Raw genomic sequence first — 25,693 nt, forward strand, 5'->3', positions numbered from 1 at the left:
CTCTGCGCCCGCACTGCGCCGCCGACCACGTGTTTCTGATGCGACCCCGCGGGAACGCCGCGAACTTGATCCTGGCGCGTGCTGCCCCGACTGTGGCGGCGACCTACGTGTCGTGGGCGAGGATGTCAGCGAACTGCTGGACATGATTGCGGCGCAAATGAAGGTGGTTCAGATCGCCCGGATCAAGAAGTCCTGCCGCCGCTGCGAGCGGATGGGGCCCACCGGGTCAGGTGGCCGCAAGGCCTCCCTGCCAGCGTTTTGTCCCCTGCAGATCAATGTCAAACAAATCCAGCGCCCGGCGCACCGTCTGGTCGACGATCTCGGCTACGGATTTCGGGCGGTGATAGAAGGCAGGCACCGGCGGCATGATGATGGCCCCGTTACGCGTAGCTTGCGCCATCAAGTCGATGTGGCCAGCGTGGAACGGGGTCTCGCGTAGCAGCAGTACCACCTTGCGCCGTTCCTTGAGGCAGACATCTGCGGCACGCACCGTCAGCTCGCTGTCGAAACTGTTGGCAATGCCGCTGAGCGTCTTGATCGAACAGGGTGCTACCAGCATGCCCAGTGTCCGGAACGACCCCGACGCGACCGAGGCGCCGATGTCGCGCGGACTGTAAACCTGATCGGCAAGTTCCTGTACCTGCGCCGGGGTCATGTCAGTTTCCTCGCGAATCGTGCGTCCGCCCGAGGGGGTGATGATCAGATGGCTTTCGATACCCGGAACGGATCTAAGCAGTTCAAGGGCCCGAATTCCGTATACTGCGCCAGAGGCGCCGGAGATGGCGATGATCATCCTTTTTGGGGTCGGTATGGGCGCGACTGCATCGCACGGGGTTTGGGTTGCGTTCATGGCGCTGATTTCTCCGGCACCGCTAGAGCAGCTGCCACAAGGGTTTGCATGGCGGCGCTGTCCTGAGGCGCCGGTGGGCCCTTGGCCCAGGCCAAAACTGCGTTGTGCAGTGATCGCGCGGCGCAGGCTTCGGAGGCCACATCCAATCCGGATTCAAGGCCCTTTGCGAGGTTTTCCAGCCGGTCAAGCTGCAGCAGTTCGGCGCGAATCTCTAGATCCTTGACGCTGTCTCGGATGATCTGGCTTTCTGCGGAAAATCCCTCTGGCACGGCCTTTTTCAAAGTCGTGCGGATGCGCCTGAGTGGCAAGACCACCGTGTCTCGCCACCCCGCCACGGCGTCGGCGATGTCTCTCGCAGTGGCTTCATTCAGGTCAGCCCTGCGCACGGCACCGATCCAGACTGCCATCAGCAGCACGGTCACATCGGCCCCTAGCCGGGTTTGCAGAGCCAGACAGGCCTCCGGCACATCCGGTAAGGCATAGATCCGGACGGCAAAATCGCTCAGCCTTTCCGGGGGCGAGTCTGCCAAGGCGGTGCCGGGGGAATTGGTGGGGGACATCGGTGCCGGGCCTATCACGTTGGCATTGACAGATCGGACCAGATCGCATGGGTCAGCCGATTGAACTCGGCATTGCCGCGCATTTCGCTCAGGTTGCGGGGCCGCGACAGATTGACGATGTATTCCGCAGCAACGCGCGCCGGACGCGCAGAAAATACCACGATGCGGTCGGCCAGACGGATCGCTTCTTCGATGTCATGGGTGACAAAGATGATGCTGCGCCGTTCTGCCTCCCAGATGCGCAGCAATTCACGACCCATCCGGATTTTGGTCTGGTAATCCAGCGCCCCGAAGGGTTCGTCCATGAGCATTAGAGTCGGCTGATAGGCCAGAAGCCGACCTAACGACACCCGCTGGCGCATGCCGCCGGACAGGTTCTTGGGATAGGCCTTTTCGAAACCAGCCAGCCCCAGCATGTCAATCAGCGACGCCACTAGGGCTGGCCGGTCTTCTAAGGGCACCCCCCCGAGTTCGGCGCCGATGGTGATGTTCTCGTCAATCGTGGCCCAAGGCAGTAGCGCGTCCTTCTGGAACATGAAGCCGACGTGATCGGGCGTCTGCGACACCTCCTGCCCGTCGATCAGCACGGTGCCCCCATTGGCTGACAGCAGCCCCGAGAGGACCCGGAGGATAGTCGATTTTCCGCAGCCGCTGGGTCCGACAACGGCGACGAATTCACCAACGCCGACTGTAAAGGAAACAGCTTCCACCACTAGCAAATCCTCGTCCCCCGGTCGCGGGAAGCTGATGCTGAGATCCTCGATTACGGCACGATTGTCGGCGTTCACTTTGCTCATCTCCATCTTAGGACCCTAGCTTCGACCAATGCGATCATCTGGTTTGCCAGCATCGCTATGACCATCAGGACTACCAGCCCGGTGAACACACCCGTGGTGTCGAGCATCCCGCCGGCATTCTGGATGTACCAACCCAGCCCCCGGCTGGAGCCCACCAGCTCGCCGACAACGGCACCGATCAACGAGAGACCAATGCCCAGCCGGAAGGAGGCCAGAATCCACGGCACGATTGCCGGGATCAGCACCTTGCGGGCGCGATAAAGACTCTTGGCCCGCATCGACCGCATCAGATCCACCAGATCAGGATCGACCGTGCGCACGCCTTCTCGCGAATTGAGAAGGAATACGAAGACCACCATGGTAAACGACATCATGATCTTGGACAGCAGGCCAATGCCGAACCAGAGGATAAAGAGGGGCGCCAGCGCCACCCGCGGCAGACCGTAAAGTCCCATTATGAAAGGATCCGCAGTTTCGGACGCCTTGGGCGCATTGGCGAGCCAAATGCCCAGTGGGGTCCCAACAACAGCGCCCAGCAAAAGCCCAGCAAAGGCCTCGAGCACGGTTATCGAGGTGTGGCGCCACAATGTGCCGTCGACGAGCATTGAAAACAGCCGCATTACGATCTCGCTGGGGCGGCTGCTCCAGAATTCGTTGACAAGGAATTCCGCTGTGAATTCCCACGCTGCCACCAAGGCGAAGAACAGGATCAGTCGGCGGGCGGCGACGCTGCTGAGCGGCATGATGCTGCCGAGCCTGACGCGTCCTGGCGGCATCGGGGTTACTTTGTCCACGCTGGCCATCAGTTCACCGGCGCAGGCAGATAATCAGAGATCATCACAGCCTCATAGGGCACAGCCCGGGTGGCGGAGTCGGGGATCGAGACGGTCTCGACCATGTTAGTGAAGGCTTGCGGATCGACGATGCCGTCATCGGACAGAAAGTCGGCGCGGACGTCACTCGCGACCTGCTTGACCAGAGCGTCGTCGAACGTCGGGAACATCTCCTTCACGGCGCTTTCCAGAACCGACTGATCCTCCTGAATCATGATCAACGCCTTGTAGGTCGCCCCGGCGACGGCGCGGGCTTTGTCGGGATTGGCGGTCAGCCAGCTGTCGAGTGCCACAAGACCTTGTGCCGCATAGGGCAGGGACCGGAAATCATAGACGATCTTGTAGACATCCCCCAGCGCTTGATTGGCCTGAATGTCGGGTGTGGTGAAGGTGCCAGCGTCGATGGCGCCGTTTTCTACGGCAGCGCGCATCGCCCCGCCGCGTCCGATGGCGATGATCTCGAAATCTGCTTCGGGGTCGAGGCCGGCCTGCTTGATCGCCCAGCGAAGGGTATTGTCGGCCAGACCGCCCGCCGAGGTGACGCCGATCTTAGAGCCCTTGAGGCTTTCCAGATCGGCGGCGTCCGATCCGCTCAGCGCCATCAGCGCATAGAGATGATGGTCGCCAAGGGCGACGATCACCTTGCCGCCAAGACCTTGCTCTTCGAGCCGCAAGGCGTGGTCACCGGCGCAGATGCACACCTCAATGCTGCCGCCGGCTAGCGCCTGAATGGCGGGGCCGCCACCGCGGAAATCGGTGCGTTCAATCACCAAACCGACTTCTTCAAAGAGGCCCTGTTGCTGCGCGACGACGATCGGCAGCGATCCGGCGGAGGTCTGTGCCGCGCCAAGCTGCAGCACCGTCTGGGCGAAGGCGGCGGGTGCCAGGCTAAGTCCCAGTGCGATAGTAAGCAGAGTTTTCTTCATGGTCATCATGGTTCATTCCCCTGTTATTGTGCCATCGCGGGACTTTGCCGCTCTGGCGGGTGGCGCGTTTATTTGCCCGGTGGACGGGCTGCGAATCGCGAGTCTTTCAGGCACATCCGGCCCGTGGTGTCCTGCCAAAGTCGTTCGGTTTCGTGCAGCCGACCCAGCGCGCTCGAGACTATGCGGAACTCGACATGACTGAAGGCTTCTGCAATTGCGGTGTAGTATTTTGGCTCGGGTTCGATCAGGGCGACGATCTCTTCGGCCAGCGCGTCGATGTCGATGTCCGTAGTGCCGCCCTCATCGGCCTTGCCGGCAATGTAATCCTCGATCTTGGCGGTGTCGGCATAGGCATAGGCGATGCGCTGGAAGCGCTCTTTCGGGATGCCTTCGGAAATGGTCGCATCGATGCCGACCTTGGCCGTCGTCGGCACGATGCCCGGCGGGGTCGGCGGCAGGCTGGGGTCCAGCGGTTTGCCGCGGGCGTAGGGCACGATCATGATGTCCTTGTCGCCCTGCACCCGCGTGGCGATGGCCCATTCCACATCCATTGGGTCAAAGACGTCGATATCGTCGTCCACGACCACCACATGTTTCATGTCCAGCACCGACAATGCGGCCAGCAGCGCGTTCTTGCCGTCGCCGGCCTGCTTCTTGATCGAGATCACCGTATGCCAGAAGCCGCAGCCTCCCAGTGTGACATTGATGTCCTTGACTACGATCCCGGCGGTTTTCAGCGCCTGCCGCACGGTGGCATAACGCGTGGGCGCTGCAAGCCAAGTGTTTTCCCACGGCATGTGCAGTGCGTAATAGATCGCATCCTTGCGCATAGACACAGCCTTGACCCGGACCAGTGGATTCCAGTGGATGCCACCCATCAGCCGGGTGAATTCGCCAAATCGTCCTTCGGGATAAACCCAACCTGTGGGCAGCACTTCGGCCTCCAGCACGATCTCTGCATCGGCGATATAGGGCACGTCAACGGTTTCGCAGGAGGCGAGTTTCACCGGTTCTCCCCGCAAGCCGCCGGCGATGGCCATCTCGTCCATGCCCAGCGGCGCGCGATAGCCTGCCCCCATGATTTCGAATGGGTGAGTGCCGATGCTGATGGAAATGGGCAGGGGTCGTCCTGCTTCGAACGCGCGCTGCGCATAAAGGCGCATATTGTTGGGGGTGACGATATCGATACCGGTGGTGTTACGGTCCTTGACCATGAATCGGTAGATGCCGGAATTAAGCCCGTGTTCAGGATCGCGCGCCATGACGATGCCAGCTGTGATCATCGGACCGCCGTCAAAAATCGACGACATCGGAATCGGCAGTTTGTAGAGGTCCACATCATTACCTCGCATCACCACCTCGCGGGTGGGCGACGACTCGACCAGTTCCGACGCGATGGGCGCGTCGATTCCTTGGCGCAACTTGGCTTCGATCTCGGGGTAGGTCTTGCAGCCCATTGACATGATCGCGCGCTCACGGCTGCGGATGATGCCCGACACAACCGGCGTCTTGAAGCCGTTGACGTTGTGAAACATCAGCGCCTTGTCAGACTGGTCCACCAACGTGGCGATGTGCCGGATGTCGATCGGCTGGCGCAGGTCTACCAGTTCGCCGCACTGGCGCAGGCTCTCCAGGAATTCGCGGAAATTCTCGCTCATGTGTCACTTCTGCCTTGCTTACGGTTGAGGGGTACGGCTGCTTTGTCAGCCGGATTCTGCACGAAGTGTGCGGGTGTCATGCGCCACCCCGGGTCAGATGTGATGTTTCGAGCCCGAGGGCCGCATCCACACGTTCGACGACGGAAACCATCATGCGCCGCAGCTCCGCCTGCGTCTCAAAATCAAAAGCCCCCAGCGCCAGCCGGTTGATTTCTTCGACATTCCCCATCGCGGTGCGGGTTAGCGCCAGCCCTTTGGATGTCAGGCGAATGACGCTCTGGCGGCCGTCGTTGGGGCAGGGCGAGCGCGCGATGAACGCGTCCCGCTCCATCCGTCTGAGCGTGTTGGCCATGGTGCCCTGTTCTACCCGGACACAACGGCACAGCTCGGCCTGAGTCAGGCCCGACCTGTGTAGCAGTTCCAGCGCGATGGGGTACTGACCCGGCAGCAAACCGTTCGGCCCGTTCCGCGCCTTGAGCAGTTGAGCCATCAACCGCGAAAGAAGCGCCGCAACGTATCCGAACGATGCGTCGTCCAGACTCATAGGCGCGCCGTTCGCGGTGACGGCCACAGTGTTCTGAGCATTTTTACTTACCATAGTTGGGCTCTCTTTCACGTCAGCTGCACCGAAGCTTGTCGTTAGATAATTAAAGTGTCTGCTATGGAAATCAGGCAAGATTCGTTTGGGTTTCACGATCAATTCAGTCTCGAGCTCCACAAATAGTATAATATTTGGGCCGTTTTTAATTGGTTTTCCCAAGTTATGATGGTTATTTAGGCAATCAATCAAACAGTTCAGAAAAAATTCGTGAGCAGATATAGAATCAGGCTTGAGCAGCTCACAGCCTCTGCCTACGCTTTGAATTGAAGTGGGACAGTCTCTAAAAATCAGGGAAGTGTTTGGTCATGGTAAACGATAGTGTACGCGATCGGTGGGGTCTGGGCGAAGGCGGTGCCAAGGCGCGCAATGCCTTTGAGGCAATCCGCCGCGAAGTGGTTGCTTGCCGCATTCCGCCCGGTGCCACGATCAGCGAAGCTGAGGTGTGCGCCCGGTTCGACCTGGGCCGCGCCACTTGCCGGGTGGCGCTGCAGAGACTGGCGCAATCCGGACTTGCCGAGGCGATCCCGCGTCAAGGCTACCGCATCAAACCCCTGACCCTGCGCGATATCGAAGAGATCTTCGAGTTACGCGCGCTGCTGGAAACCCATGCGACTCGCTGTGCAGCAGGCAAGGTGCAGCGCGGCCAGCTTGAGCGGCTGGAAAAGGCCTGCCGCCAGCTGACCCACAACGACATCGGCAATCAGATCGACTTCTTTCTGGAGGCCAACAAGGGCTTTCACATGGCCATTGCGGTCGCAGCGGGAAATGACCGCCTAACCCGCACGCTTGGTACCGTACTGGACGAAATGACCCGTATAGTTGCGCTGGGATATGGCGGGCAGCAGCAGCGCCCGGACTTGGGCACAGATCACAATGAGATCATCGACCGACTGGTCGCGAATGACGGCGACGGGGCCGCGCGGGTCGCGGAACGCCACGTTGTCATGTTCCGCGAGATGGCCATCGAGAAGGTGATGAAGACACTACGCGACGCCCCCGAGATTGGAAACTGGAACCTGGCCGAGATGGTGAAGGCTCGTGCGACATGAGCAATGTCGCGCTCAGCGGTATCAGCAAGTGGTTCCCGTGCAAGCTGGACGCGCCGCTGCATGTGCTGTCGGACATCGGGTTCGAGGCGCAGGATGGTCGTATCTTGGCCATCATCGGTGCCTCGGGCTGTGGCAAGAGCACACTGCTGAACATCATTGCGGGGCTCACTCCGGCTGATCAGGGGCATGTCGCCATCGGCGGTGTTCCGGCCGGCGGCGATGCGGTGGTGCCCCTGTCGGTGATGTTTCAGGAGGACCGCCTTCTTCCTTGGCGCAGCGCCGCGCGCAACGTAGGATTCGGGCTCGAGGCAGCGCCAATCACCGTAACAGAGAAGACTCGGCGCATTCGGGATGCCTTGGACATGGTTGGCCTATCGGATTTCGCCGAGGCGTTTCCGCACGAGCTATCGGGCGGTATGCGCAGCCGCGTGGCGCTGGCCCGCAGTCTTGCCACCCGCCCCGAGGTGCTGCTGATGGACGAGCCGTTTTCAAAGCTCGATCCAGGCACGCGCACCCAAATTCACGGCGAAGTGCTGCGTATCGCTGCGGCGCATGCCGTCACCGTGATCTTTGTCACCCATGATGTGGAGGAGGCCGTAGTGCTGGCGGACCGCATCGTCGTCCTGCAGCCCCGCCCTGGCACCATCCGCGAGGTCGTCGAGATCGACCTGCCCCGCCCGCGCGATGTGCTGACGCTGAAAGTGACCGAAGCAGTGCGCAGCCTGAGGGCGCTGCTGTGACCCGGACTAATCATACATCAGCCATGCATGTCCCCGATCCGCAGCGCCGGGCGATTCAAGCCCGGCGAACAGCATCCGTCGCGGCACTCAAGCAGTCGATCTTCAACCGGGTGATGCTGGCGGCGCTGGTTGTGGTGCTGTGGTATTTGGCCTCACGTAACGTGCCGGCATTTGTGCTGCCATCGCCAGAACGGGTGGCCGCAACGTGGATTAGGCTCGTCAGCTTACCGAGCTTCTGGGAGGATTTGACCGTCACGCTAAGCCGGGTTTTGGCGGGCTTTGCTCTCGCGGCGGTGGTGGGCTCGGTGCTGGGCCTAATAATGGGCTTCGACCGGCGGATCGGCGACTTTCTGGAACCGGTTGTCATCGTGATTAATACCGTGTCGTCGGTGATCTGGGCGATCTTCGCGCTGATCTGGTTCGGCCTGTCCGAAGGCACGACCATCTTTGTCGTTTTCATGACCTCAATGCCGCTGATCCTGACCAATGTCTGGAAGGGCACGCAGCAGGTTGACCCCGGTCTGGTGGAACTTGCGCGCACCTTCAGGATGAGCCGCAGTAAAATTCTGCTCAAGATCTACTTGCCCACGATCATGCCGGAGTTCTTTTCGGGTGCACGGCTGGCATTTGGCTTTGGCGCGCGGGTGGTGCTGATCGCCGAAACGCTGGGGTCTACCAGCGGTATCGGGTACCGGCTGCGGCAGGCGGCAGATCTGGTGCAGACCGATCAGGTCTTTGCGTGGACGATCACCCTTGTCGCGCTGATGCTTACGGTGGAATTCGCCGTGCTCAAGCCGATCGAGGCGCGGCTCTTTGTTTGGCGCAGGCTGGCCGCACCATGAGCCGTTTCTAAACTCGATTGCAACCTCATACCCAAAGGAGTGACACATGAGAATCCTCTCTTTCGCGGCTGCGCTGATGGGCGCATTCGTCAGTGCCGCGGACGGTGCCGACGCGCAGAACCTCAGGATCGGCTACTGGAGCTCCGGCTCAAGTCTTGGCTTCGGCTCGTTCCTAAAGGAGGGCGGATATCTGGAAGCGCAGGGCTTTGACGTCACTTTCGTCACCTTCCCGGACGTGAACGCCCCGACCAAGGCGCTGGCCGCCGGCGGCATCGACTTTGCCATTGGCGCCAGTGCCGGCGGCGCGATGAGCGTCACGGCGGACGGCCTGCCGATGAGCATCATCTTGGCCACACAGGTCGCAGACCTGAAATTCGTCGTGCCCAAGGATTCCGCCATAACCAAGATGGAAGATTTGAGCGGCAAAAAGATCGGTATGTCGCCCGCCGGCAGCGCCACGGCCTCTATCTCCACCGCGATCTTGGACAAGAACTACGGTATCTCCGGTAGCGATCTCGAGGCCGTGCCGGGTAACGATTCCCGTCTGGCGCAGTTCCTGGTGCAAGGCGACATCGACGCCGCCGCCCTGCGCACCGTCAGCTTGGCGCTACTGCGCGATCAGGAATTCCGCGAGATCGGATCCTTCAAAGAGGAATGGGCTAAGATCACCGGAGCCCCCGGTGCGCCAATCCTCGCCGTGGGCGTAGTTCGCAACGCTTGGCTTGACGAATTCGGTGAAGAAGGCGCGGCCCGGATCATCGCTGGTATGCGCAACGCACTGGCTGATGGCAGTGCCAATAAGGACAAGGTGATCTCGGCCCTGGTCAATGCCGCCGCTCTGTCCGAAAGCGATGCCGATGCATATGCCACGCTGTGGGACGACATCTACATCGTGACAATGACGCCGGATGACGTGAAATCGCTGAGCACCACTTTTGACACTTTCAAGGAGGTCGGTGTCCTGAGCGGTGACTTTGCCGAAGATGCGGTCCTGACCGCGCCGTTCGAGATCTCCAAGTCAATTGACTGAACGTTAGAAAACAAAGGAATATAATGTGTCCTCAACTATGAAAGCTCTGGTGCTCGACGATCACGGCGGTCTCGACATGCTGCGTGTCGCCAATGACCATCCGATCCCTGAAGATGCCCCCGGCCATGTTGTCATCCGCGTCGGGGCGTCGTCGTTCAACTATCACGACGTCTTTACAGTGCGCGGCATGCCGGGCATCAAAGTGCCGTTGCCGGTGATCATCGGCCTAGACATGGCCGGTCAGATCGCATCAGTAGGTGAGGGGGTCGAAGGCTGGAAGCCCGGAGACCGCGTGCTGGTTAACCCGCTGAACAAAGCCAAGGGGCTGATGGGCGAAATGCTGGACGGCGGGATGGCGGAATACTGCCGCGTGTCAGCCGACCAGCTGATCATGATGCCCCCCGATGTGAGCTTTGAGGATGCAGCTTCGCTGCCCGTGGCTTACGGAACGGCGCATCGCATGCTGATCACGCACAATACGATCAGACCGGGTGACAAGGTGCTGGTGCTGGGCGCCAGCGGCGGTGTCGGCACCGGTTGCGTGATCCTGGCCAAGCATCTGGGCGCCGAGGTGATCGCCTGTGCGGGCAGTGCGGAGAAGCTTGAGCGGCTCAAGGAGCTGGGTGCGGACCATGTCGTCAACTACAACGAGGACAACTTCTCGAAATGGGCGATCGGCAAATTCGGCAAGCCGCAGCGCCGCACTTATGAGGGCGGTGTCGATGTTGTCGTCAACTTCACAGGCGGCGACACTTGGGTGCCGTCGCTCAAATGCCTCAAGCGCGGAGGCAAACTGCTGGTCTGCGGTGCGACGGCTGGCTTCGACCCCAAGGAAGACCTACGTTATATCTGGAGCTTTGAGCTGCAGATCATGGGGTCAAACAGTTTTTATGACGACGACCTCGCTGGACTGATGGATCTGATCCAAGCTGGAAAGTTCAAGCCAGAGATCGACCGCGTGGTGCCATTGGAAGAGGCCGCCGAAGGGCTGGCCGCAATCGAGAACCGCACGGTGATGGGCAAGATCGTCGTCAAACCCTAAATGCAGCTCAGGAGAACAAGATCATGATAACGAAGGAAGAGGTGGAGGCCCTGCTGCTCAAGGGTCCGTTCCATGAATGGCTGGGCCTAAAGGTGATGGATCTCGGCGAAGGCACGATCGAGCTCCGGGCGACCTGGCGGCCCGAATGGGTGGTCAACGTCAAGGGCGGCTATACTCACGGGGGGATCCTCGCCACGCTGGTGGATCTGACCGCAGATTGGGCACTGGTGTCTCAGACCGGGCGCGGCGTGCCCACGGTCGACCTACGGGTCGATTACCACCGCGCGGCACTTGAAGGTGATCTGACCTGCCGCGGCAAGGTGATCAAACATGGCCGCACGGTGTCTGTGGCCGAGGCCGAGATCACCAACAATGACGGCAAGCTGCTGGCCAGCGGTCGTGGCGTCTACATGACGCCCGCAAGCTGAAGAGAGACCGTCATGGAAGCCTTGGACCATATTGTCATTAATACGCTGACCGGCATCGACACGGCGGCGGCGCTGTTCACGGCTCTGGGCTTTACCCTGACGCCGCTGGGGCGGCACTCCCTTGGCTCGCTCAATCACCTGATGGTGGTCGAGGGGGCCTATCTGGAACTGGTTGGTGTGCCTGTCACCGGCAAGCAGCGGGCGGATGTGCTGAACTCTGCGCTGGGGCTGAACGGCTTCGTGCTGCGCAGCTTTGACGCTGATGCGACCCATGCGCATCTGGCTGCAGCCGGGCTGTCGCCCGCCGATCCGGTCAGCTTTTCCCGGCCTGTGGATCTGGGCGGCAGCATGGCGGATGCCAAGTTCCGCACCGTTCGGGTGCCCGAGGATCTGTTTCCGGCGGGGCGCGTCTATGTCTGCGAACATCTGACACCGGCACTGGTCTGGCGGCCGGAATGGATGACGCATCCCAACCGCTTTACCGGTTTTGACAGCATCGGCGTCGCCAGCACCGAACCTGCAGCTGCGGCTGCGCACTATGCCGCGCTTTGCCGCTCTGAACGGGTCGAGAGGACGGGGGGCTGGCGCATCTTGGCCGAGGGTATCGCCATCGACATCAGCACCGGTTCCGTCCCGGCGTTCACCAACTGCGGTTTGCGGTTCGCGTCGCTGGATGTGATAAGCGCCAATGCGCAGGCGCTTGACGGGGTCGTCTGGGAGGAGGTGGCCTGCGGCCACGGCACCCTGCGCGTCCCGGCGCTGGACCTCACACTTGATTGCCGGGGCACCGCATGACGGCCCTTGACCACAATGCTGACCCCGGCATCAATCTCGGCACGCTGATCGGATCCACTGATACCCCGGACAAACCGTTGCTGATCGGCTATGGCTTTGACGGAAGCGAGACCATTTTTACCTTGCGGGAGGTCGATCAACGGGCCGATGGCTTTGCTCTGCTGCTGCTGGAGCGCGGACTGGTGCGCGGTGACCGCATCGGGCTGCTGTCCGCCAACCGGCCCGAATATGTCGTGGCGCTGCTGGGGGCGATTCGGGCGGGCATCGTGCCTGTGCCGATGAACTACAAGTTTCCCCGCGCCACACTTTCCCATATCGTCAACGATTGCGCCGCCCGGCTGGTTCTGTGCGACGCAGACCGCCATGAAGATGCCGAGGCGGTCGCGGGCGTTGCCGATGTCGTGGATTTCGACATGCCGGGTCTGGGTGACTGGCACCGTTGGCGGCCAACCGCGCCATTCACGGCCATCGCGCCAACGCCAGAGGAAGTCGCGATGATCCTGTACACCTCCGGTTCCACCGGGCTACCCAAGGGCGTGATGCTGTCGCATGGGTCGCACCGCTGGGTGGCCGAGACCCGGATCGCGGAATACGGCCTGCGCGAAGAGCGCGTGCTGATCGCCGCCCCACTTTATCACATGAACGCGCTGGCACTGCTGCTGCTAGTCTGTGCGAGCGCCAGCACCGCCGTGCTGCTGCCGGCCTTCAAGGCGCCACATTACATCGACGCCATCGAACGGTTCCGCTGCACTTGGCTGACCGCCGTGCCGCCGATGATCGCCATGATGCTGCGCGAGAAAACGGCCCTCGCCGCGCATGACATGTCGAGCGTCAAGGCTGTGCGCATGGGGTCCGCCCCGGTCACCGGGCAACTGCTGGACGACATGGCCGCGCTGATGCCCGGCGCACGTATCATCAACGCTTACGGCACCACCGAAGGCGGCCCTGTGGTCTTTGTCGACCATCCCGATGGTCGGCCCACGCCCGTCGGCGCCGTCGGCGTTCCGCACCGGCAGGTCTCGGTGCGTCTGACTGGCCCCGACGCGCCGCACCGGGGTGAGTTGGAATTGCGGAGCCCCGGCATGATGCTGGGCTATGTTAACCGCGCGCGGGCGGATTCGTCGATCACCGAGGACGGCTATTACCGCACCGGCGACGTGTTTTCGCGTGATGCCGATAACTTCCACACCTTCGTCGGGCGCGAGGATGACATGTTCGTCTCAGGCGGAGAGAATGTCTTTCCCGGAGAGGTCGAGCGGGTGCTGACACTCCACCCCGATATCGTCGAGGCTTGCGTCGTGCCTGTGGATGACGAGTTGAAAGGGACCAAGCCGGTGGCTTTTGTCCAACTGCGCACAGGCGCTGACCTGAGCGAAAGGGCGGTCAAGGAACACGCGCTGGAACATGCGCCCGCCTATCTGCATCCGCGCCGGGTCTGGTTTATGGCGCGCCTGCCGCTGTCCACGACCAACAAGGTCGACCGCAACGCACTTAAGCAGCTGGCCCGCGACGCGGTAAACTCGGACGGCGAGGCGGTGCCATAGTTCAGGTCTGACCGGAGACAAAGTGCACAGGACTTCGTGTTTGCTCAAAAGAAGACGGTGCGGATATCCGGTGAAAGTCTAACCTGAACCGCTGTAATTATGACGTCCCGCCGGATGATTGAGACAGTACCAATCGTCCGGCAGGTCACATGGATCTCAAACTACACAGAGCGACCGGCGGCTAAGCCCAATCGCCAAAAGTAGCAATAAAAAGGAACGGCCTTGTCCTTCGGAAAACCGTTCCTCCATATTTTAAGTAAACGGGTCGACAATTTTCCCGCGCCTCAGACTTGATCACTCTGTTCGTTCAGGTGGCGATTTTTTTACGTGCAGACTTAAAGTCTGCGGTGCATCAAAAACCGACCGCCTGCCCGTCTTTGCGAGGGTCGGACCCGGCGGCATAGCCACCGCCTTCAAGCGTTTCGATCAGCTGCGCACCGCCAAAGCCAAACGCGCTGTCGGGCGACTCGACTGACAGCACATGCCCTAGACCGGCAAGTTTGTCGCGGGTCGCTTCGGGCATTGCCTGTTCACAGGCGACGTCCTGCCCTGCGACAAACCGCCAGCGCGGCGCGTCGACTGCGGTTTGCACGTCTTGGCCCCAAAGCTGCGTCCGCAGAACCATCTGAACATGACCCTGCGCCTGCATCGGCCCTCCCATGACGCCAAAGCTCATTTTAGGCTGGCCGTTCTTCATCAGAAAGCCGGGTATGATCGTTTGGAACGGTTTCTTGGAGGGGCCCACCTCGTTCTGGTGACCGGGTGACAGGCTGAAGCTGGACCCGCGGTTCTGTAGGCTGATGCCGGTGCCGGGCACTACGACGCCCGATCCGAAGCCAGCATAGTTGGACTGGATGAACGACACCATCATGCCCGACGAATCCGCTGCCGACAGATAGACAGTGCCGCCATTGCGGGGTGCGCCGGGACCATAGGCTTGCGCTCGGTCCGGCGTCAGCAGCGCCGCGCGCGATTTGAGATAGCCGGGATCCAGAAGATCCTCGGGCGTTGGATCTGTCATATAAGGGCGATCCGCGACATAGGCGTGCAGGTCGGCAAATGCCAACTTGATCGCCTCTATCTGCAGATGGAGCGAAACGGGATCATCCGGCCCCGCGTCGCGCACCGAAGTATGTTCCAGCATGCCCAAAGCCATCAGCGCGGCAATGCCCTGACCATTGGGCGGGATCTCGTGCAGATTGTTGTCATCGAACCCGGTCGAGATTGTGCCGCACCATTCCGGTTTGTGGGCAGCAAGGTCTGCTTGGGTAAGCAACGCGCCGTGTTGGCTGGCATGGGCTGCTATTTTTTCAGCAAGCTCACCTTCGTAGAACGCAGCACCAGCGGTTTCAGCAATCAGCGACAGGCTGCGCGCCTGATCGGGGTTGAGGAACCGCTCCCCGGCGCGGGGCGCGCGACCGTCTGGCATGAACGCCTCGGCAAAGCCGGGCTGGCCGGACAGCTGATCGGCGCCAAGTTTCCACAGCGCACCGATGATGGGCGATACGATAAAACCTTCCTCTGCATAGTGGATCGCCGGGGCCAGCAGGGTGGGTAGATCCAGCGTACCAAACCGCTGTGCCAGTGCCACCCAGGCGCTGATCGCACCGGGGACCGAGACGCTCTCCCAGCCACGAAATGGCATTCTTTCCTGACCTGCGAACCTTTCGGGAGTCCATGCCGCCGGGGATGCCCCGGAGGCATTCAGCCCGTGCAATTCTTTCCCATCCCACAAAATGCAAAATCCGTCTGATCCCAACCCGTTGCCGGTAGGTTCGACGACGGTCAGCGTGGCGGCCGCCGCAATCGCTGCATCGACGGCATTTCCGCCCCGCGCCAACATCGACAGACCCACTTGGGCGGCCAGCGGGTGCGATGTCGAAACAAGGTTGTCTGCCAAAACGGGTGACCGGCGAGAGGCATAGAGTGCGTCGTGACGCATATTCATTACAGGGGTTCCTCAGTTTTTTCAGTCTGTTTTCGGGATTTCATGATTCCGCGGATGGCCCAGCTGACCGACAGAACTGCGGCGATCAGAAAGATCAGGCTGACGGGGCGGGTAACAAACAGGCTCCAGTCCGGATCAGTCATCAGGGCGCGGCGCAAGTTCGTTTCGGCGATCGGGCCCAGGATGACGCCCAGCACAAGCGGCGCCAAGGGGTAGTCCAGAGCTTTCAGAGCATAACCAAACAGGCCGATGAAGCCCAGCAGGTACAGGTCGGTGACCCGGTTGTTCAGGGCAAAGGATCCGACGACACAGCAGACCAGAACGATCGGCACAACAACCCATTTCGGCACTTCGGCCACGCGCAGAAAGGAGCGCATCGACAGCACGCAGATCATCAGCATCATCAGGCTCGACACTGCCATGGCCAGGAACATGCCGTAGACCAGATCGGCATTGTCCATGATCAGGCGCGGCCCGATGGAAATGCCATGTACCATGAGCGATGCCATCAGGATTGCATCGACTGCAGATCCGGGAATGCCGAGCGCGATCAGCGGGATCAGCCCGCCGCCCGCAGTGGCGGAATTCCCGGCCTCGGAGGCAACGATGCCGTCCGGGGTGCCGGTGCCGAATTTTTCGGGCGTCTTGGAACCGCGCTTTGCCTGATCATAAGCGACAAGATTGGCGATTGACCCGCCCGCACCCGGTAGCGCACCGATGGCCACGCCGATCAGGGAGGAGCGGATCAGATTGACGGGGCGCATCAGGACCTCGCGCATCACGGCCCAGGTTTTGAAGTCGATCTCGCCTTGGACCAACTTTTCGCCGGTCTTGATGGCCTCGGCATCCTCGACCTCTGACACCAGTTGCGAGATCGCAAAGATCCCGATCAGCACCACGAGAAAGGGCAGCCCGGCGACCAGCACCTCAAGCCCCATGTCAAAGCGCGGGCGGCCCATCATCGGGTCCGTGCCGATAGTCGAAATCGCAAGGCCGATCATTGCGGCGATCAACCCGCGTTGTAACGAATGGCCCACAAGGCTTGCCACGATAGTCAGGGCGAACACGATCAGCGAGAAATATTCCCACGGACCCAGCTTTACCGCAAAGATCGCCAGCGGCGGGGCAGCAAAGATCAGCACGATGGTCGAGATGATTGTGCCAAAGAATGACGCCCAGATTCCAAGGGACAGGGCGCGCCCGGGCTCTCCGTTCCGGGCCATCGGAAAGGCATCAAACGTGGTGGCGACGGAGGATGGCGTGCCGGGAATGCCCAGCAGGGCCGCCGAGATCAGCCCGCCGGTGTAGCCGCCCACATAGACCGCCAGCATCAGCGAGATCCCCTGCAACGGCTCCATCGCGAAGGTCAGCGGCAGGGTCAGCACGATGGCCATGGTGACAGTAAAGCCCGGGATCGCGGCAGCGATGATGCCTGCGACGGATCCCATCAGCATGTACAGCAGCGTGGTAGGCGCAAGCACCTGCGCCGCGCCGATCAGAAAGGCATCCATGGCTCAAAGACCCCGCGGCAAAAAGACGTTGAAGACCTCGGCAAAGAGCCAGTTGAGGCCAAATGAAAAGATCAATGCCAGCGTGATCGCAATGGCAGCGGACTTGCGCGTCTTTGGCGCCAGTGTGATCTGCAATACGGCCAGAAAGGCAAATGTCGCGATCGGGTAGCCGACGACCGGCATGAACCAAAGGTAGATTGCAAGGAAGCTGAATACGGCAAAGACCAGACGGCGCGCCCGGATCCAGTCCATGATCTGAGCAGACACCCTGCCATAGGCATCGCCGGGAATCCTGCGGACAGATCCTGCGATGGCAATAACGAGCAATGTGATCAGCGTGCCGTGGACCAGCATCGGAAAAGCGCCAGCGCCCAGAATTTCGAACCGTGAAGTCGGTATCGTGTGCGCCTCAAGGAACAGGCCGAAGGATACAGCAAGAAGGACAACGTAGGACAGGAGCCGGGCAACTTCACCCGGCTCCTCCTTGATCGTCATTGCAGCGGTGCGGCTCAAGGCGCAATCACTTCTGCCAGGCGATCAACTGACGCCGACAGGTTTGACAAATAGGCGGTATAGCCCTCCTGACCGCGGAACGCGACGTCGGCACCGGCATTGTTGATCTGCTCGATGAATTTCGGATCCTTTGAAAGTTCCATCAACGCGCTCTCCAGAGCGGCGCGTACCGCGTCGGGCGCACCTTTTGGCATCACGATCCCGCGTGTGATAGACAGATCCAGATCCGATCCCAGCTCTACCAGGGTTGGTACGTCCGGGGTCTGGGCCAAGCGCTCGGGCGCTCCAGTCGCCAGGAATGTCATATCTCCGTTTTCGACGAACTGGAGCGAGGAAGAAATGTCGCCGATGGCAAGGTCCAGATTGCCGCCGACCAGTGCGCGGACGCGTTCGCCCGTGCCCTCGTAACCGACATAGCGCCAGTCGAGATCAAAGGCTTCGGCGATCATCGCGGCGTGGAGGTGCGGCACGCCACCCAGCGTAACGCCGATTGTCAGCGTGCCGGGATTGGCCTGGGCGTATTCCACGAGGCCTTCGAAGGTGTCGTAGGGCTGATCGGTGGCTGCAACGAGGTATTGCGGCGATGCAGTCATCAGCGCGATCGGGTCGAAATCGTCCCACTTGAGCTCTGTCAATCCGGTTGCCGTCGCGGCGAGCAGCCCTTCGTGGACCTGGCTAATCGTATAGCCGTCGGCGGCGCGGCGCGATGCCTCTGTCAGACCGACAGTGCCGCCGACACCGGGAATATTGATCACCGGCATCTCGGCGCCCAGAAACGGCGTCACATTGTTTGCTATGATCCGCATCAGCGTGTCACTGCCGCCCCCCGGCGACCAGGGCACTATGAATTCGACCGGTCGGTTCGGGTAGTCCTGCGCCAGGGCGGGCTGCACCATGGTCGACGCCGCCAGGCCGACGCCGGCAATGATCCGTGTGAAAACACTCATCTTCTTCTCCTTGTTGTCGGGATCTGCGTTCCGGACGCGTGTTGCGTTAACGCTAAGTCCACAAGTGTCTCTTGTGAAAGCGATTTCCTTTTGTGTTTTAATACAGCATTGCTTAATCTAACTGCATGGATCTGCGACAGCTTCAGACATTGGTGGCCGTGGCCGACACCGGCAGTTTTGCGGCTGCCGCGCGTGTGGTGCATCTGACGTCATCTGCAGTAAGCCAGCAAATTCAGGCGCTTGAGGGTGAGTTGGGGGTCACGCTGTTCGATCGCACGAAACGTCCGCCACGGATCAATGCCAAGGGAGAGGAAATGTTGCGCGCGGCCCGCTCTGTTGTGCGCACCATGACCGAAGCGCGCATGGCGATTTCGGGCGGGCGTACGGCGGGTGTGCTTAAAATTGGTGCAATCCGCACAGTGTCGATGCAGCTGGTGCCGCAGGCTTTTGCGGCGATGTGGGCGCTCTATCCCGATCTGTCCTTCGATCTTACCGTGGGCATGTCGGAAGCGCTGATGTCCGACGTGGCCGCAGGACGACTGGACGCAGCCGTTGTGGCGGAACATGTCGGCGTGCCTGCCAGCCTGTCCTGGACGCCCGTGCTGTCCGAACCACTTGTGCTCGTTGGCCCACCCGGCTCCGAGGGGCGCTCCGAATTGTCGCTGCTGCACGATCTGCCGTTCATCCGTTACGAGACCACCGTGCCACTGGCCCGCCAGATCGAGACGGAGCTGTCGCGGCTTGGCGTTGCTGCAAAGGAGATTGCGGTAACCAACACAATGCCTTCGGTTGTTGGTCTGGTTCAGGCGGGGCTGGGAGTTGCGATTGTTCCGAAGATCGCCTTTCTCGACGCGGCGCCGGGAACGCTTGTCTGTCGGCCATTCTGCGAAGGCGCCATCACGCGAAGACTTGGGCTTGTCCAGCGCCAAGTATCGTCGCGCGTGGAGGTCCTGACAGGCTTGCGTCGCGTGTTGACCGAAAGAGCGCGGGATTTGGGCGTTGGCTGTTGACTTCCTGATCGAATTGACCCTTTTTTTCATTTCGCTCTGATCATGTTCATTTCCGCCAGAAATTGACCCGGCTTTCCGAAATGTCATGACCCAGAGGCTACGAGTAATTTTGTTGGCACTTCGCAAGATTATCATGTCTCAGAGTGGTCGACTCCAAATGGAAAAATGGGTCAATTCGATCTTGAAATTCACATCCTATGCAGTCTGTGCAGCCTGTCCCGCCCGAGCGTCGAGAGGTCGCGCTTGCGCCTGTCCCCGCCGTGTTGCGCGATCCCAACGACCAGGATGCAACGTCGATCCTGCAACTGGTCGCAGGGCAAGAGGCCGACATCGATATATCCGACCCGATCTATGACTTCGTGCGCTCAATCCGCGTGTTCGACATTAAAGCCAGTCAGAGAACAAGAGGGAAAGACAGAGACTGCATACGTTCATCAAAGGTCCGCATCGGCAGCTATGGCACCCAAGGCGATTACACGTGGCACAAAGCCAGCATGTCGGACCTGCCTGCGGCCCACTCTGGGACCGAAGGATACGGCAGCACTTGTCCGTCAGTTTCCAACCGCTCAATTTTTGTCGAATGGAAGGACTACAGCGGGAATTACGGCCACGAGCAGGTGAACTACTAAGCTTGTACGCAGCCTCCCGCCACACTCAGCAATTGGGGCACATCCCGCACAGAGTGCGCCTCTCACGCATCCGCTAACGCAATCACGATCGAGGAGCAAAACGACACACTGAAAAGAGAAACCCCCGCGAGGCGGAAACCTGCGGGGGGGGTAGAACCGGGACGCCAATCCCAAGCTCAGAAGTCATTCGCCTACGGTTCTACCCCCTCCCAACATGACGAGCAACAAAAAAACGCACCTGTGCGAACAGGAAAGCTTTTGCCCGATCACCGCTTCGCTTTATCGAGCGAGAAAAAGAAAAGTGACCACATCGACCATTCCCCACAGCGGGGATTTCATGCGCTTGTTTGCGCGGACCCCCATGACGGGCGCCGCGCTGCGCATCGCAGCCGCCTTGGCAGGCTACATCAGCTACGACGGCAAGTTCAGAGGTGCGCCGCGCGGTTACGCCGCCTTCACGATGAAGGAGTTGCAGACCATGACCGGGATCAGCGGCCGCACCGTCCGTTGCGCACTGGACGAGTTGGCGCATCTGTTTGGACTGACCATTCAGCGCCGCCACCACGACCGCCACCTTTTCACATTTTCCAGGGTCTATGACGCGGACGCAAATGATGTCGCGGCCGCGGATCCGGCGCTGGTTGAAGACGCCGATATTTCCCTTGAAAAACGAGTAACCGGCAGTCCACCGCCGCCTTCTCTCTATAGCGGAACAAAAAGTAATAATGATACGCCGTCTTCCATTCAGATTTTGGAGGGGGCAGGATCAGTCTATGAAACGCCGTTCGCCGAGATCATCGAAGATGCCAAGAAAGGCACCGAGGCCGCGGGTATGGATACTCAATTTCTATGGAAAGGGTTTCACATGCTGAACGTCAGAAACGACCGGGCCATAGCGCCCCTTTCGTGGCTCGTGGCCTTCGTGCGCAAAGCCAAACCCACGTTCCAGCACAGGCCTGAAGCACCGGCCCCAGAAGCAGCGCCCACCCTCGCCTGCACCGATGCGGTTCAGCTGATGGCCCGAGCAGCACCCTTCACCAACCGTGTTTTCCATGAAAACGATCTGCGCCGCGTGATAGGCCCCGATGCTTACGAGCAGCGCGTTGCTGCGATCCAATCGACCTATGGCGGCACCCGGTTCGCGGCACAGCTTGCCGTTCACGGTCAGGCGGTCAAGGCCGGGACCATCACCCGATGAAGCCGCTCTTGATCCTCGCCATGCTGGCCGTACTCATCCCCCGCGCCGCCTTCGCTGAATGGTGTGATCCACCGCTCGCGCCGACACCGACGACGCCCCAGCTGGCGCAAGACTTCCGCGAGGAATTCAAAGGTGAGTTTGAGCGTTATTTTCTTGACGCATCGCTCTATACCGCCTGCCTTGACGCCGAGCGCCTGAGAGTGTTTCAGGAAATGCAGATCACCACGCAGCGCTACGAACACTTCTTGAATGACAGCGCCAAATGGAGCCCGTCAGAATGACCGACCAGCAGCAGATCGAGATGTTTCCCACCGTTCTGCGTTTGCGGCGAACGGACCCCGAGGGGGCTGTCCGCCGGTTCTATCTTGTGACAGTCCAACCCGATCTCTTCGGAGGGGCCGCTCTTGTTGTTGAGTCTGGTCAGCTCGGTTGCCCAGGATCAACCACAACCCGGTTTTTTCCTGACGAGGGACAAGCGGTTGATGCTCTGTCAGAGGTCGTGAAGCGTAAGGTGAAACAGGGGTACCTCTGACGCCGAGGCGATCGTGACCGAAGCTCTGCGCGACCTCGCCCGCTGTCTCTATCGTCATGTTCAAACCGAGCATGACCACCTGAATTCGGACGAAGTGATCGAAGACGACGTTATCGCCAACGGATACACCTTCACTGAGCCCGGACTGCGGTTCGGATGACAGATGGGCGCTCATTCCATCCCTTGCGGAATATCCAGAATATATGTATATTATGCACAAATGGAGACCCAGATCATGCAAGAGCTTCCCGAGTTCAAGGCCGCCGACCTGACGCGGCACACAAGTGACCTGTTTGATGCGGCCATTCGCTCGCCGATCGCAATCACCAAGCATCGCAAGCCGAAGTTCGTGCTGATGAGCATGGATCAGTATCAGCAACTCGCGCGCGGGGCCACTCAGCAGGCTCACATGATCGACGAGATGCCAAAGGACCTCAAGGCGCTGATGATAGAAGGGCTCGAGCGGGACTTGACGCAGGCGGATGAATAGGCCGACCGCTGGAGAGGTTTTCCGCTACCCGTTCCTGTGGAAACGCGAACAGCTGACCGGCGAGACTGAGGGCCGCAAGACACGGCCGGTCTGTATCGCCGTCACCGTTGCCAGGGCCGATGGTGAGACCGTGGTGTTCATCTTGCCGATCACCACGCAGCCGCCCTTGCCCTCGCGAAAATCCATCGAGGTGCCACAGATAGAGTCGCAGCGCGTGGGGCTTGATACCCATGTCCGCAAATGGATCATGCTGGACGAAATCAACACGGACATCCTGGAGCGGTCCTATGTCTGGGAGGATCGCACGCCCATCGGTGCGTTCAGCTCAGCATTCACATCCAGGATCCAGTCCAGCCTGATCGCGCTTGCCAGGTCGGGCGGGGCATCCGTCATCGACCGGTTGAAGTAGTCTTGATCAACGCAGCACCTGCCCAGCTTCACCTGTTCCCGTGGATCCAATTCGTCCTCAGTCCTTTGTCGCGAAAGTACACGTCTGGAACGAGGCGGCGTTTGATCCGGGCGAGTGTTTCGGTTCAGGCGACCCGCTTCGTTGGGTCGTGTGGCAAAGAGTCTCTCACTCTGAGAATGCGCTTCTGCCAGACACAATTATCCAGCAAGTGCCGCGAATTGCGCGAGGTCAGGTTGCCCATGCTCGATACACGCATTCGATAGCATAATTTTTGCGAATGTTGCCACAGCGGTTGCATATCAAGCTACCCCGGAATCGGTGGGCGCATCACCCCGGAATACGCATTCCGCTCCGGGAACTCTGCGAACTCGATGGAAATGCGGAGAATCGATTTGTCTCCGGTGGCGAAAAGGATGCTGCACGTATTGTATGCCGCGGCATTGCCGCTGCGCTGGAGGTCGAAGCTGAATGGACACGAGAAACTGATGAGGCCCTAGCCGAACTGGGCTGATCCGATCATTACCGTTGATCTGGACGCGTCAGTAAGGTCGTGCAAGGAGATCGATGGTACAGAGTCCGGGGCTGCCTAATATTTTCATGTCTTCTCCACGACCATTGCAGCAAGCCCCAATCCGTTGCCCGCGCCGATCAGCAAGACGCGATCTCCCGATGACAGATTGCCTGTCCGGTTGAGCTCCCAAAGGCCCAGAAATTGATCCGATGTTCCCGTGTGGCCAATACTTCTGCCAAATTCCCACATATCACGATGTGCTAGATCGGATATAGCACCAGCATAGAGCTGGGCGCTCAGTCCCGCTCCTACATTGGGGTAGACAACGTATTCAGCTGGACTGGAAGCAAGATCGACCTGATCCAGTAGTATCGATCTAAGTCGATGAAGCGCCGGTACGAAAAGAGAGTTGAATCCTTTGCGGCCGACGCGATCAAGATATGCGCGTTTAGAGGATTTAACGTCGTGATCTCCTGGGCCTTCCACTGACGTTTTTGTATCCCTGTACATGGATTCGAGACCCGTTTCCGATTCCAGCACCATGCAAAGAACACGGTAGACACCCTTACTTGACCCCATCCTGATGGCGATTGCCCCATCACCGTATAGAGTGCCCAAATCTGAATTAATCCTGTCGAAGGCAGATCCTGAAAATCGATCGGAACCGACAATGATATGTTCGCCGGGCACACCTGAGCTGATCAAGTCGAAGGCAATGGACGCCGCAACAAATGCTCCGTTGCAACCCTGACTGATTGACATGGCACGTGTTCGGCTCTTCAGCTTCAATTCGTTCTGGAGATAACTTGCGGCTGGCCACAGCAGTTTGTGACCGTGACGATGAATCCCCGTTAGGTATAATGTGTTGATCCCACTGGGATCTTCCGTCTCGCACAAGGGCCTAGCTGCACGCAAAGCCATCTCGGGAGAACTGAGGTCATCCTCTATTCTTACCGAGGTAAACCTGTCGGTCAGTGCCCTTTCCCTATCATATTGACCACTAAGGATCGCTTCATCTACGGAATAAGACCTTGATGGAAGATAGCCGTTTATTCCGGTTATAAAGACATCGGATTTCACGCCGCAACCCGCATTACGCTGTCCAGGGCGCGCTCCACATCCTGAAGGATGTCATCCACATGTTCACAGCCGACACTTAATCTTACGAGGTCTCCTGGGATCCCGCTGAGTGTCTTTTCAGACTCGCTGAGCTGGGAGTGTGTTGAAATAGACGGGATCGTCGCGGTGCTCTTTATTCTTCCCAGATCGTTTGCGCGCCAGAATATCTCAAGGTTGTCAATGAACGTTCGCGCGGCTTGTATCCCGTCCCGCATACGTATCGAGACAAGATATCCGTAGTTGTTTCTTTGCCCCCCCTCATCGAGGTTGCTGTCCACCATGATCATGTCTCGTTTCGCGATATCGTGTCCAGGCATTCCAGGCAGACCTGGATAAAAGGTTTCACTGATAGCCGGATGTTGCGAAAATAATTCTGCAAGACGCATAGCAGAATTCCCCATCGTGTTCATGCGTTCCCTGAGGCTTCGCAGATCCGTAATGCTCTGGAGTGCATTGAAGGGGCTCAGAATGACGCCACAATCGCGCTGCGGCCCTCTCTTGAGGAAACCTGCGAAATCCTCCCGCATTTCAGTCCGGGGATGCGAGCAGCTGATGTTCGGCCGTGACACCACGGCCCCGGCAATACTCAGGCCACTTGCCGACATCGACTTGCTGACTGAGTGGACGACGATGTCTGCTCCGAGGATCAATGGTCGCATGACGGCCGGACTGGAGAGAGTTGAGTCGACCATCAGAGGAACATTTTTTGCAGCGGTAATACGAGCAACCGCTGGAATATCGGTCAGCCTGAGGAGCGGGTTTGAGGGCACCTCGCACAGTGCGAAACGCGTTTCATGATCGATTGCGCGTTTCCACTCTTCGATATCGAGTGAGTCTCGTATCCAGCGTATCTCGATGCCACGATCGGTCTCGAAACGTTCTCTGAAAAGCATGTAGCTCCCGCCATAGCAGGCGGAGGGCAAAACTATATTCGGTCTGGTCCGCTCAGGGTCATGGGCGACAAGCGCCGTGGCGGCCATGAACAAGGCCGCCATTCCCGATGAGAATACTGTGGCGGTGGAGTTGAATTCTGCGCCGTAACTTTCGAGTGCCTCAATGGTTCTCTCAAGCTGGCTGACCGTCGGATTGTCGATTCTGCTATAAACCCAACCAGGCACCTCTTGGATTCAAGTTTGAAGTGCGACGGTTGATTTGATGGCCGCGAGTTCTTCGGCCATGGC

The 25,693-nt window shown here is 59.8% G+C and carries 29 protein-coding genes and 1 pseudogene; 17 read left to right on the forward strand and 13 right to left on the reverse strand.

The window, feature by feature from the left end:
* Positions 1-214: pseudogene (locus tag P775_RS15170) on the forward strand (IS66 family transposase zinc-finger binding domain-containing protein); the annotation flags it as partial.
* Positions 215-226: 12 nt separating this feature from the next.
* On the opposite strand, the gene P775_RS15175 reads toward P775_RS15170, so the two are convergent.
* The 7 genes from P775_RS15175 to P775_RS15205 form a co-directional block, all read right to left on the reverse strand.
* Complete coding sequence (locus tag P775_RS15175) at positions 227-850, reverse strand: UbiX family flavin prenyltransferase (protein WP_099911765.1); 624 nt, start codon at positions 848-850, stop codon at positions 227-229.
* Entirely contained in the window at positions 847-1,410 is a 564-nt protein-coding gene (locus P775_RS15180; protein ID WP_099911766.1) for a TIGR02444 family protein, read from the reverse strand. The genes P775_RS15175 and P775_RS15180 overlap by 4 nt, the downstream gene beginning before the upstream one ends.
* Positions 1,411-1,424: 14 nt before the next feature.
* Entirely contained in the window at positions 1,425-2,213 is a 789-nt protein-coding gene (locus P775_RS15185) for an ABC transporter ATP-binding protein (RefSeq protein WP_099911767.1), read from the reverse strand.
* Positions 2,204-3,001 carry an ABC transporter permease gene (locus tag P775_RS15190; RefSeq protein WP_218967712.1) on the reverse strand — a complete coding sequence of 266 codons (798 nt, stop codon included), beginning with the start codon at positions 2,999-3,001 and terminating at the stop codon, positions 2,204-2,206. The genes P775_RS15185 and P775_RS15190 overlap by 10 nt, the downstream gene beginning before the upstream one ends.
* 8 nt (positions 3,002-3,009) lie before the next feature.
* Complete coding sequence (locus P775_RS15195; protein WP_218967713.1) at positions 3,010-3,966, reverse strand: ABC transporter substrate-binding protein; 957 nt, start codon at positions 3,964-3,966, stop codon at positions 3,010-3,012.
* A 68-nt stretch (positions 3,967-4,034) separates the two neighbouring features.
* Entirely contained in the window at positions 4,035-5,624 is a 1,590-nt protein-coding gene (locus P775_RS15200; protein WP_099911769.1) for a UbiD family decarboxylase, read from the reverse strand.
* Positions 5,625-5,700: 76 nt separating this feature from the next.
* A complete protein-coding gene (locus P775_RS15205) occupies positions 5,701-6,222 on the reverse strand; it encodes a MarR family winged helix-turn-helix transcriptional regulator (RefSeq protein ID WP_099911770.1) in 522 nt (173 codons plus the stop codon).
* A gap of 308 nt (positions 6,223-6,530) precedes the next feature.
* Between P775_RS15205 and P775_RS15210 the strand changes: the two genes are divergently transcribed.
* The 8 genes from P775_RS15210 to P775_RS15245 are packed head-to-tail and all read left to right on the forward strand — an operon-like array spanning position 6,531 to position 13,695.
* Positions 6,531-7,274 (forward strand): GntR family transcriptional regulator, encoded by a 744-nt coding sequence (locus tag P775_RS15210; RefSeq protein ID WP_099911771.1) that lies wholly within the window; start codon positions 6,531-6,533, stop codon positions 7,272-7,274.
* Positions 7,271-8,014, forward strand: a complete 744-nt coding sequence (locus P775_RS15215) for an ABC transporter ATP-binding protein (protein WP_099911772.1) — start codon at positions 7,271-7,273, stop codon at positions 8,012-8,014. Before P775_RS15210 ends, P775_RS15215 begins: the two co-directional genes overlap by 4 nt.
* Positions 8,011-8,856: an ABC transporter permease gene (locus P775_RS15220; RefSeq protein ID WP_245875710.1), complete on the forward strand. Its 846-nt coding sequence runs from the start codon at positions 8,011-8,013 to the stop codon at positions 8,854-8,856. The genes P775_RS15215 and P775_RS15220 overlap by 4 nt, the downstream gene beginning before the upstream one ends.
* 46 nt (positions 8,857-8,902) lie before the next feature.
* Positions 8,903-9,886, forward strand: coding sequence for an ABC transporter substrate-binding protein (locus P775_RS15225; RefSeq protein ID WP_099911774.1), 984 nt, complete (start codon positions 8,903-8,905; stop codon positions 9,884-9,886).
* A gap of 25 nt (positions 9,887-9,911) precedes the next feature.
* Complete coding sequence (locus P775_RS15230; protein WP_099911775.1) at positions 9,912-10,928, forward strand: zinc-binding dehydrogenase; 1,017 nt, start codon at positions 9,912-9,914, stop codon at positions 10,926-10,928.
* A gap of 23 nt (positions 10,929-10,951) precedes the next feature.
* Positions 10,952-11,356, forward strand: a complete 405-nt coding sequence (locus tag P775_RS15235) for a PaaI family thioesterase (protein WP_099911776.1) — start codon at positions 10,952-10,954, stop codon at positions 11,354-11,356.
* 12 nt (positions 11,357-11,368) lie between these two features.
* Entirely contained in the window at positions 11,369-12,151 is a 783-nt protein-coding gene (locus P775_RS15240) for a VOC family protein (protein ID WP_099911777.1), read from the forward strand.
* The gene (locus P775_RS15245; protein WP_099911778.1) at positions 12,148-13,695 is read left to right on the forward strand and encodes a class I adenylate-forming enzyme family protein; all 1,548 of its coding nucleotides are present in this window, start codon (positions 12,148-12,150) and stop codon (positions 13,693-13,695) included. Before P775_RS15240 ends, P775_RS15245 begins: the two co-directional genes overlap by 4 nt.
* Positions 13,696-14,047: 352 nt before the next feature.
* On the opposite strand, the gene P775_RS15250 is transcribed toward P775_RS15245, so the two are convergent.
* The 4 genes from P775_RS15250 to P775_RS15265 are packed head-to-tail and all read right to left on the reverse strand — an operon-like array spanning position 14,048 to position 18,614.
* A complete protein-coding gene (locus P775_RS15250) occupies positions 14,048-15,643 on the reverse strand; it encodes a gamma-glutamyltransferase family protein (RefSeq protein WP_099911779.1) in 1,596 nt (531 codons plus the stop codon).
* A complete protein-coding gene (locus P775_RS15255; protein ID WP_099911780.1) occupies positions 15,643-17,154 on the reverse strand; it encodes a tripartite tricarboxylate transporter permease in 1,512 nt (503 codons plus the stop codon). The genes P775_RS15250 and P775_RS15255 overlap by 1 nt, the downstream gene beginning before the upstream one ends.
* 3 nt (positions 17,155-17,157) lie before the next feature.
* Complete coding sequence (locus P775_RS15260; RefSeq protein ID WP_245875711.1) at positions 17,158-17,667, reverse strand: tripartite tricarboxylate transporter TctB family protein; 510 nt, start codon at positions 17,665-17,667, stop codon at positions 17,158-17,160.
* The gene (locus P775_RS15265; RefSeq protein WP_099911782.1) at positions 17,664-18,614 is read right to left on the reverse strand and encodes a Bug family tripartite tricarboxylate transporter substrate binding protein; all 951 of its coding nucleotides are present in this window, start codon (positions 18,612-18,614) and stop codon (positions 17,664-17,666) included. Before P775_RS15265 ends, P775_RS15260 begins: the two co-directional genes overlap by 4 nt.
* 125 nt (positions 18,615-18,739) lie before the next feature.
* On the opposite strand from P775_RS15265, the gene P775_RS15270 reads away from it, so the two are divergent.
* The 8 genes from P775_RS15270 (at position 18,740) to P775_RS15305 (ending at position 22,882) form a co-directional block, all read left to right on the forward strand.
* Positions 18,740-19,624: a LysR family transcriptional regulator gene (locus P775_RS15270; RefSeq protein ID WP_099911783.1), complete on the forward strand. Its 885-nt coding sequence runs from the start codon at positions 18,740-18,742 to the stop codon at positions 19,622-19,624.
* Positions 19,625-19,884: 260 nt separating this feature from the next.
* Positions 19,885-20,253, forward strand: coding sequence for a hypothetical protein (locus tag P775_RS15275; protein WP_099911791.1), 369 nt, complete (start codon positions 19,885-19,887; stop codon positions 20,251-20,253).
* A gap of 301 nt (positions 20,254-20,554) precedes the next feature.
* Positions 20,555-21,451, forward strand: a complete 897-nt coding sequence (locus P775_RS15280; protein ID WP_143520923.1) for a hypothetical protein — start codon at positions 20,555-20,557, stop codon at positions 21,449-21,451.
* Entirely contained in the window at positions 21,448-21,732 is a 285-nt protein-coding gene (locus tag P775_RS15285; RefSeq protein WP_099911785.1) for a hypothetical protein, read from the forward strand. Before P775_RS15280 ends, P775_RS15285 begins: the two co-directional genes overlap by 4 nt.
* 20 nt (positions 21,733-21,752) lie before the next feature.
* The gene (locus P775_RS15290; protein WP_245875715.1) at positions 21,753-21,983 is read left to right on the forward strand and encodes a WGR domain-containing protein; all 231 of its coding nucleotides are present in this window, start codon (positions 21,753-21,755) and stop codon (positions 21,981-21,983) included.
* Between the two features lie 13 nt (positions 21,984-21,996).
* Positions 21,997-22,143 (forward strand): hypothetical protein, encoded by a 147-nt coding sequence (locus tag P775_RS15295; protein ID WP_245875712.1) that lies wholly within the window; start codon positions 21,997-21,999, stop codon positions 22,141-22,143.
* A 75-nt stretch (positions 22,144-22,218) separates the two neighbouring features.
* Positions 22,219-22,473, forward strand: a complete 255-nt coding sequence (locus P775_RS15300) for a type II toxin-antitoxin system prevent-host-death family antitoxin (RefSeq protein WP_245875713.1) — start codon at positions 22,219-22,221, stop codon at positions 22,471-22,473.
* Positions 22,466-22,882: a hypothetical protein gene (locus tag P775_RS15305; protein ID WP_245875714.1), complete on the forward strand. Its 417-nt coding sequence runs from the start codon at positions 22,466-22,468 to the stop codon at positions 22,880-22,882. The genes P775_RS15300 and P775_RS15305 overlap by 8 nt, the downstream gene beginning before the upstream one ends.
* A gap of 595 nt (positions 22,883-23,477) precedes the next feature.
* Here the strand turns inward: P775_RS15305 and P775_RS15310 are convergent.
* Together P775_RS15310 and P775_RS15315 are read right to left on the reverse strand one after the other, a co-directional pair.
* Positions 23,478-24,473: a ketoacyl-ACP synthase III family protein gene (locus tag P775_RS15310; RefSeq protein ID WP_143520924.1), complete on the reverse strand. Its 996-nt coding sequence runs from the start codon at positions 24,471-24,473 to the stop codon at positions 23,478-23,480.
* Complete coding sequence (locus P775_RS15315) at positions 24,470-25,630, reverse strand: trans-sulfuration enzyme family protein (RefSeq protein ID WP_180287458.1); 1,161 nt, start codon at positions 25,628-25,630, stop codon at positions 24,470-24,472. Before P775_RS15315 ends, P775_RS15310 begins: the two co-directional genes overlap by 4 nt.
* Between the last annotated feature and the right edge of the window lie 63 nt (positions 25,631-25,693).

The sequence above is a fragment of the Puniceibacterium antarcticum genome (assembly GCF_002760615.1).
Lineage (GTDB): Bacteria > Pseudomonadota > Alphaproteobacteria > Rhodobacterales > Rhodobacteraceae > Puniceibacterium > Puniceibacterium antarcticum.

Bases quoted from the DNA above. Each gene is read 5' to 3' on its own strand.
- P775_RS15225 (WP_099911774.1), top strand. From the start codon at position 8,903: ATGAGAATCCTCTCTTTCGCGGCTGCGCTGATGGGCGCATTCGTCAGT.
- P775_RS15200 (WP_099911769.1), bottom strand. From the start codon at position 5,624: ATGAGCGAGAATTTCCGCGAATTCCTGGAGAGCCTGCGCCAGTGCGGC.
- P775_RS15185 (WP_099911767.1), bottom strand. From the start codon at position 2,213: ATGGAGATGAGCAAAGTGAACGCCGACAATCGTGCCGTAATCGAGGAT.
- P775_RS15215 (WP_099911772.1), top strand. From the start codon at position 7,271: ATGAGCAATGTCGCGCTCAGCGGTATCAGCAAGTGGTTCCCGTGCAAG.
- P775_RS15290 (WP_245875715.1), top strand. From the start codon at position 21,753: ATGTTTCCCACCGTTCTGCGTTTGCGGCGAACGGACCCCGAGGGGGCT.
- P775_RS15245 (WP_099911778.1), top strand. From the start codon at position 12,148: ATGACGGCCCTTGACCACAATGCTGACCCCGGCATCAATCTCGGCACG.
- P775_RS15270 (WP_099911783.1), top strand. From the start codon at position 18,740: ATGGATCTGCGACAGCTTCAGACATTGGTGGCCGTGGCCGACACCGGC.
- P775_RS15180 (WP_099911766.1), bottom strand. From the start codon at position 1,410: ATGTCCCCCACCAATTCCCCCGGCACCGCCTTGGCAGACTCGCCCCCG.
- P775_RS15205 (WP_099911770.1), bottom strand. From the start codon at position 6,222: ATGGTAAGTAAAAATGCTCAGAACACTGTGGCCGTCACCGCGAACGGC.
- P775_RS15300 (WP_245875713.1), top strand. From the start codon at position 22,219: ATGCAAGAGCTTCCCGAGTTCAAGGCCGCCGACCTGACGCGGCACACA.
- P775_RS15285 (WP_099911785.1), top strand. From the start codon at position 21,448: ATGAAGCCGCTCTTGATCCTCGCCATGCTGGCCGTACTCATCCCCCGC.
- P775_RS15175 (WP_099911765.1), bottom strand. From the start codon at position 850: ATGAACGCAACCCAAACCCCGTGCGATGCAGTCGCGCCCATACCGACC.
- P775_RS15235 (WP_099911776.1), top strand. From the start codon at position 10,952: ATGATAACGAAGGAAGAGGTGGAGGCCCTGCTGCTCAAGGGTCCGTTC.
- P775_RS15255 (WP_099911780.1), bottom strand. From the start codon at position 17,154: ATGGATGCCTTTCTGATCGGCGCGGCGCAGGTGCTTGCGCCTACCACG.
- P775_RS15195 (WP_218967713.1), bottom strand. From the start codon at position 3,966: ATGAAGAAAACTCTGCTTACTATCGCACTGGGACTTAGCCTGGCACCC.
- P775_RS15265 (WP_099911782.1), bottom strand. From the start codon at position 18,614: ATGAGTGTTTTCACACGGATCATTGCCGGCGTCGGCCTGGCGGCGTCG.
- P775_RS15250 (WP_099911779.1), bottom strand. From the start codon at position 15,643: ATGAATATGCGTCACGACGCACTCTATGCCTCTCGCCGGTCACCCGTT.
- P775_RS15240 (WP_099911777.1), top strand. From the start codon at position 11,369: ATGGAAGCCTTGGACCATATTGTCATTAATACGCTGACCGGCATCGAC.
- P775_RS15305 (WP_245875714.1), top strand. From the start codon at position 22,466: ATGAATAGGCCGACCGCTGGAGAGGTTTTCCGCTACCCGTTCCTGTGG.
- P775_RS15210 (WP_099911771.1), top strand. From the start codon at position 6,531: ATGGTAAACGATAGTGTACGCGATCGGTGGGGTCTGGGCGAAGGCGGT.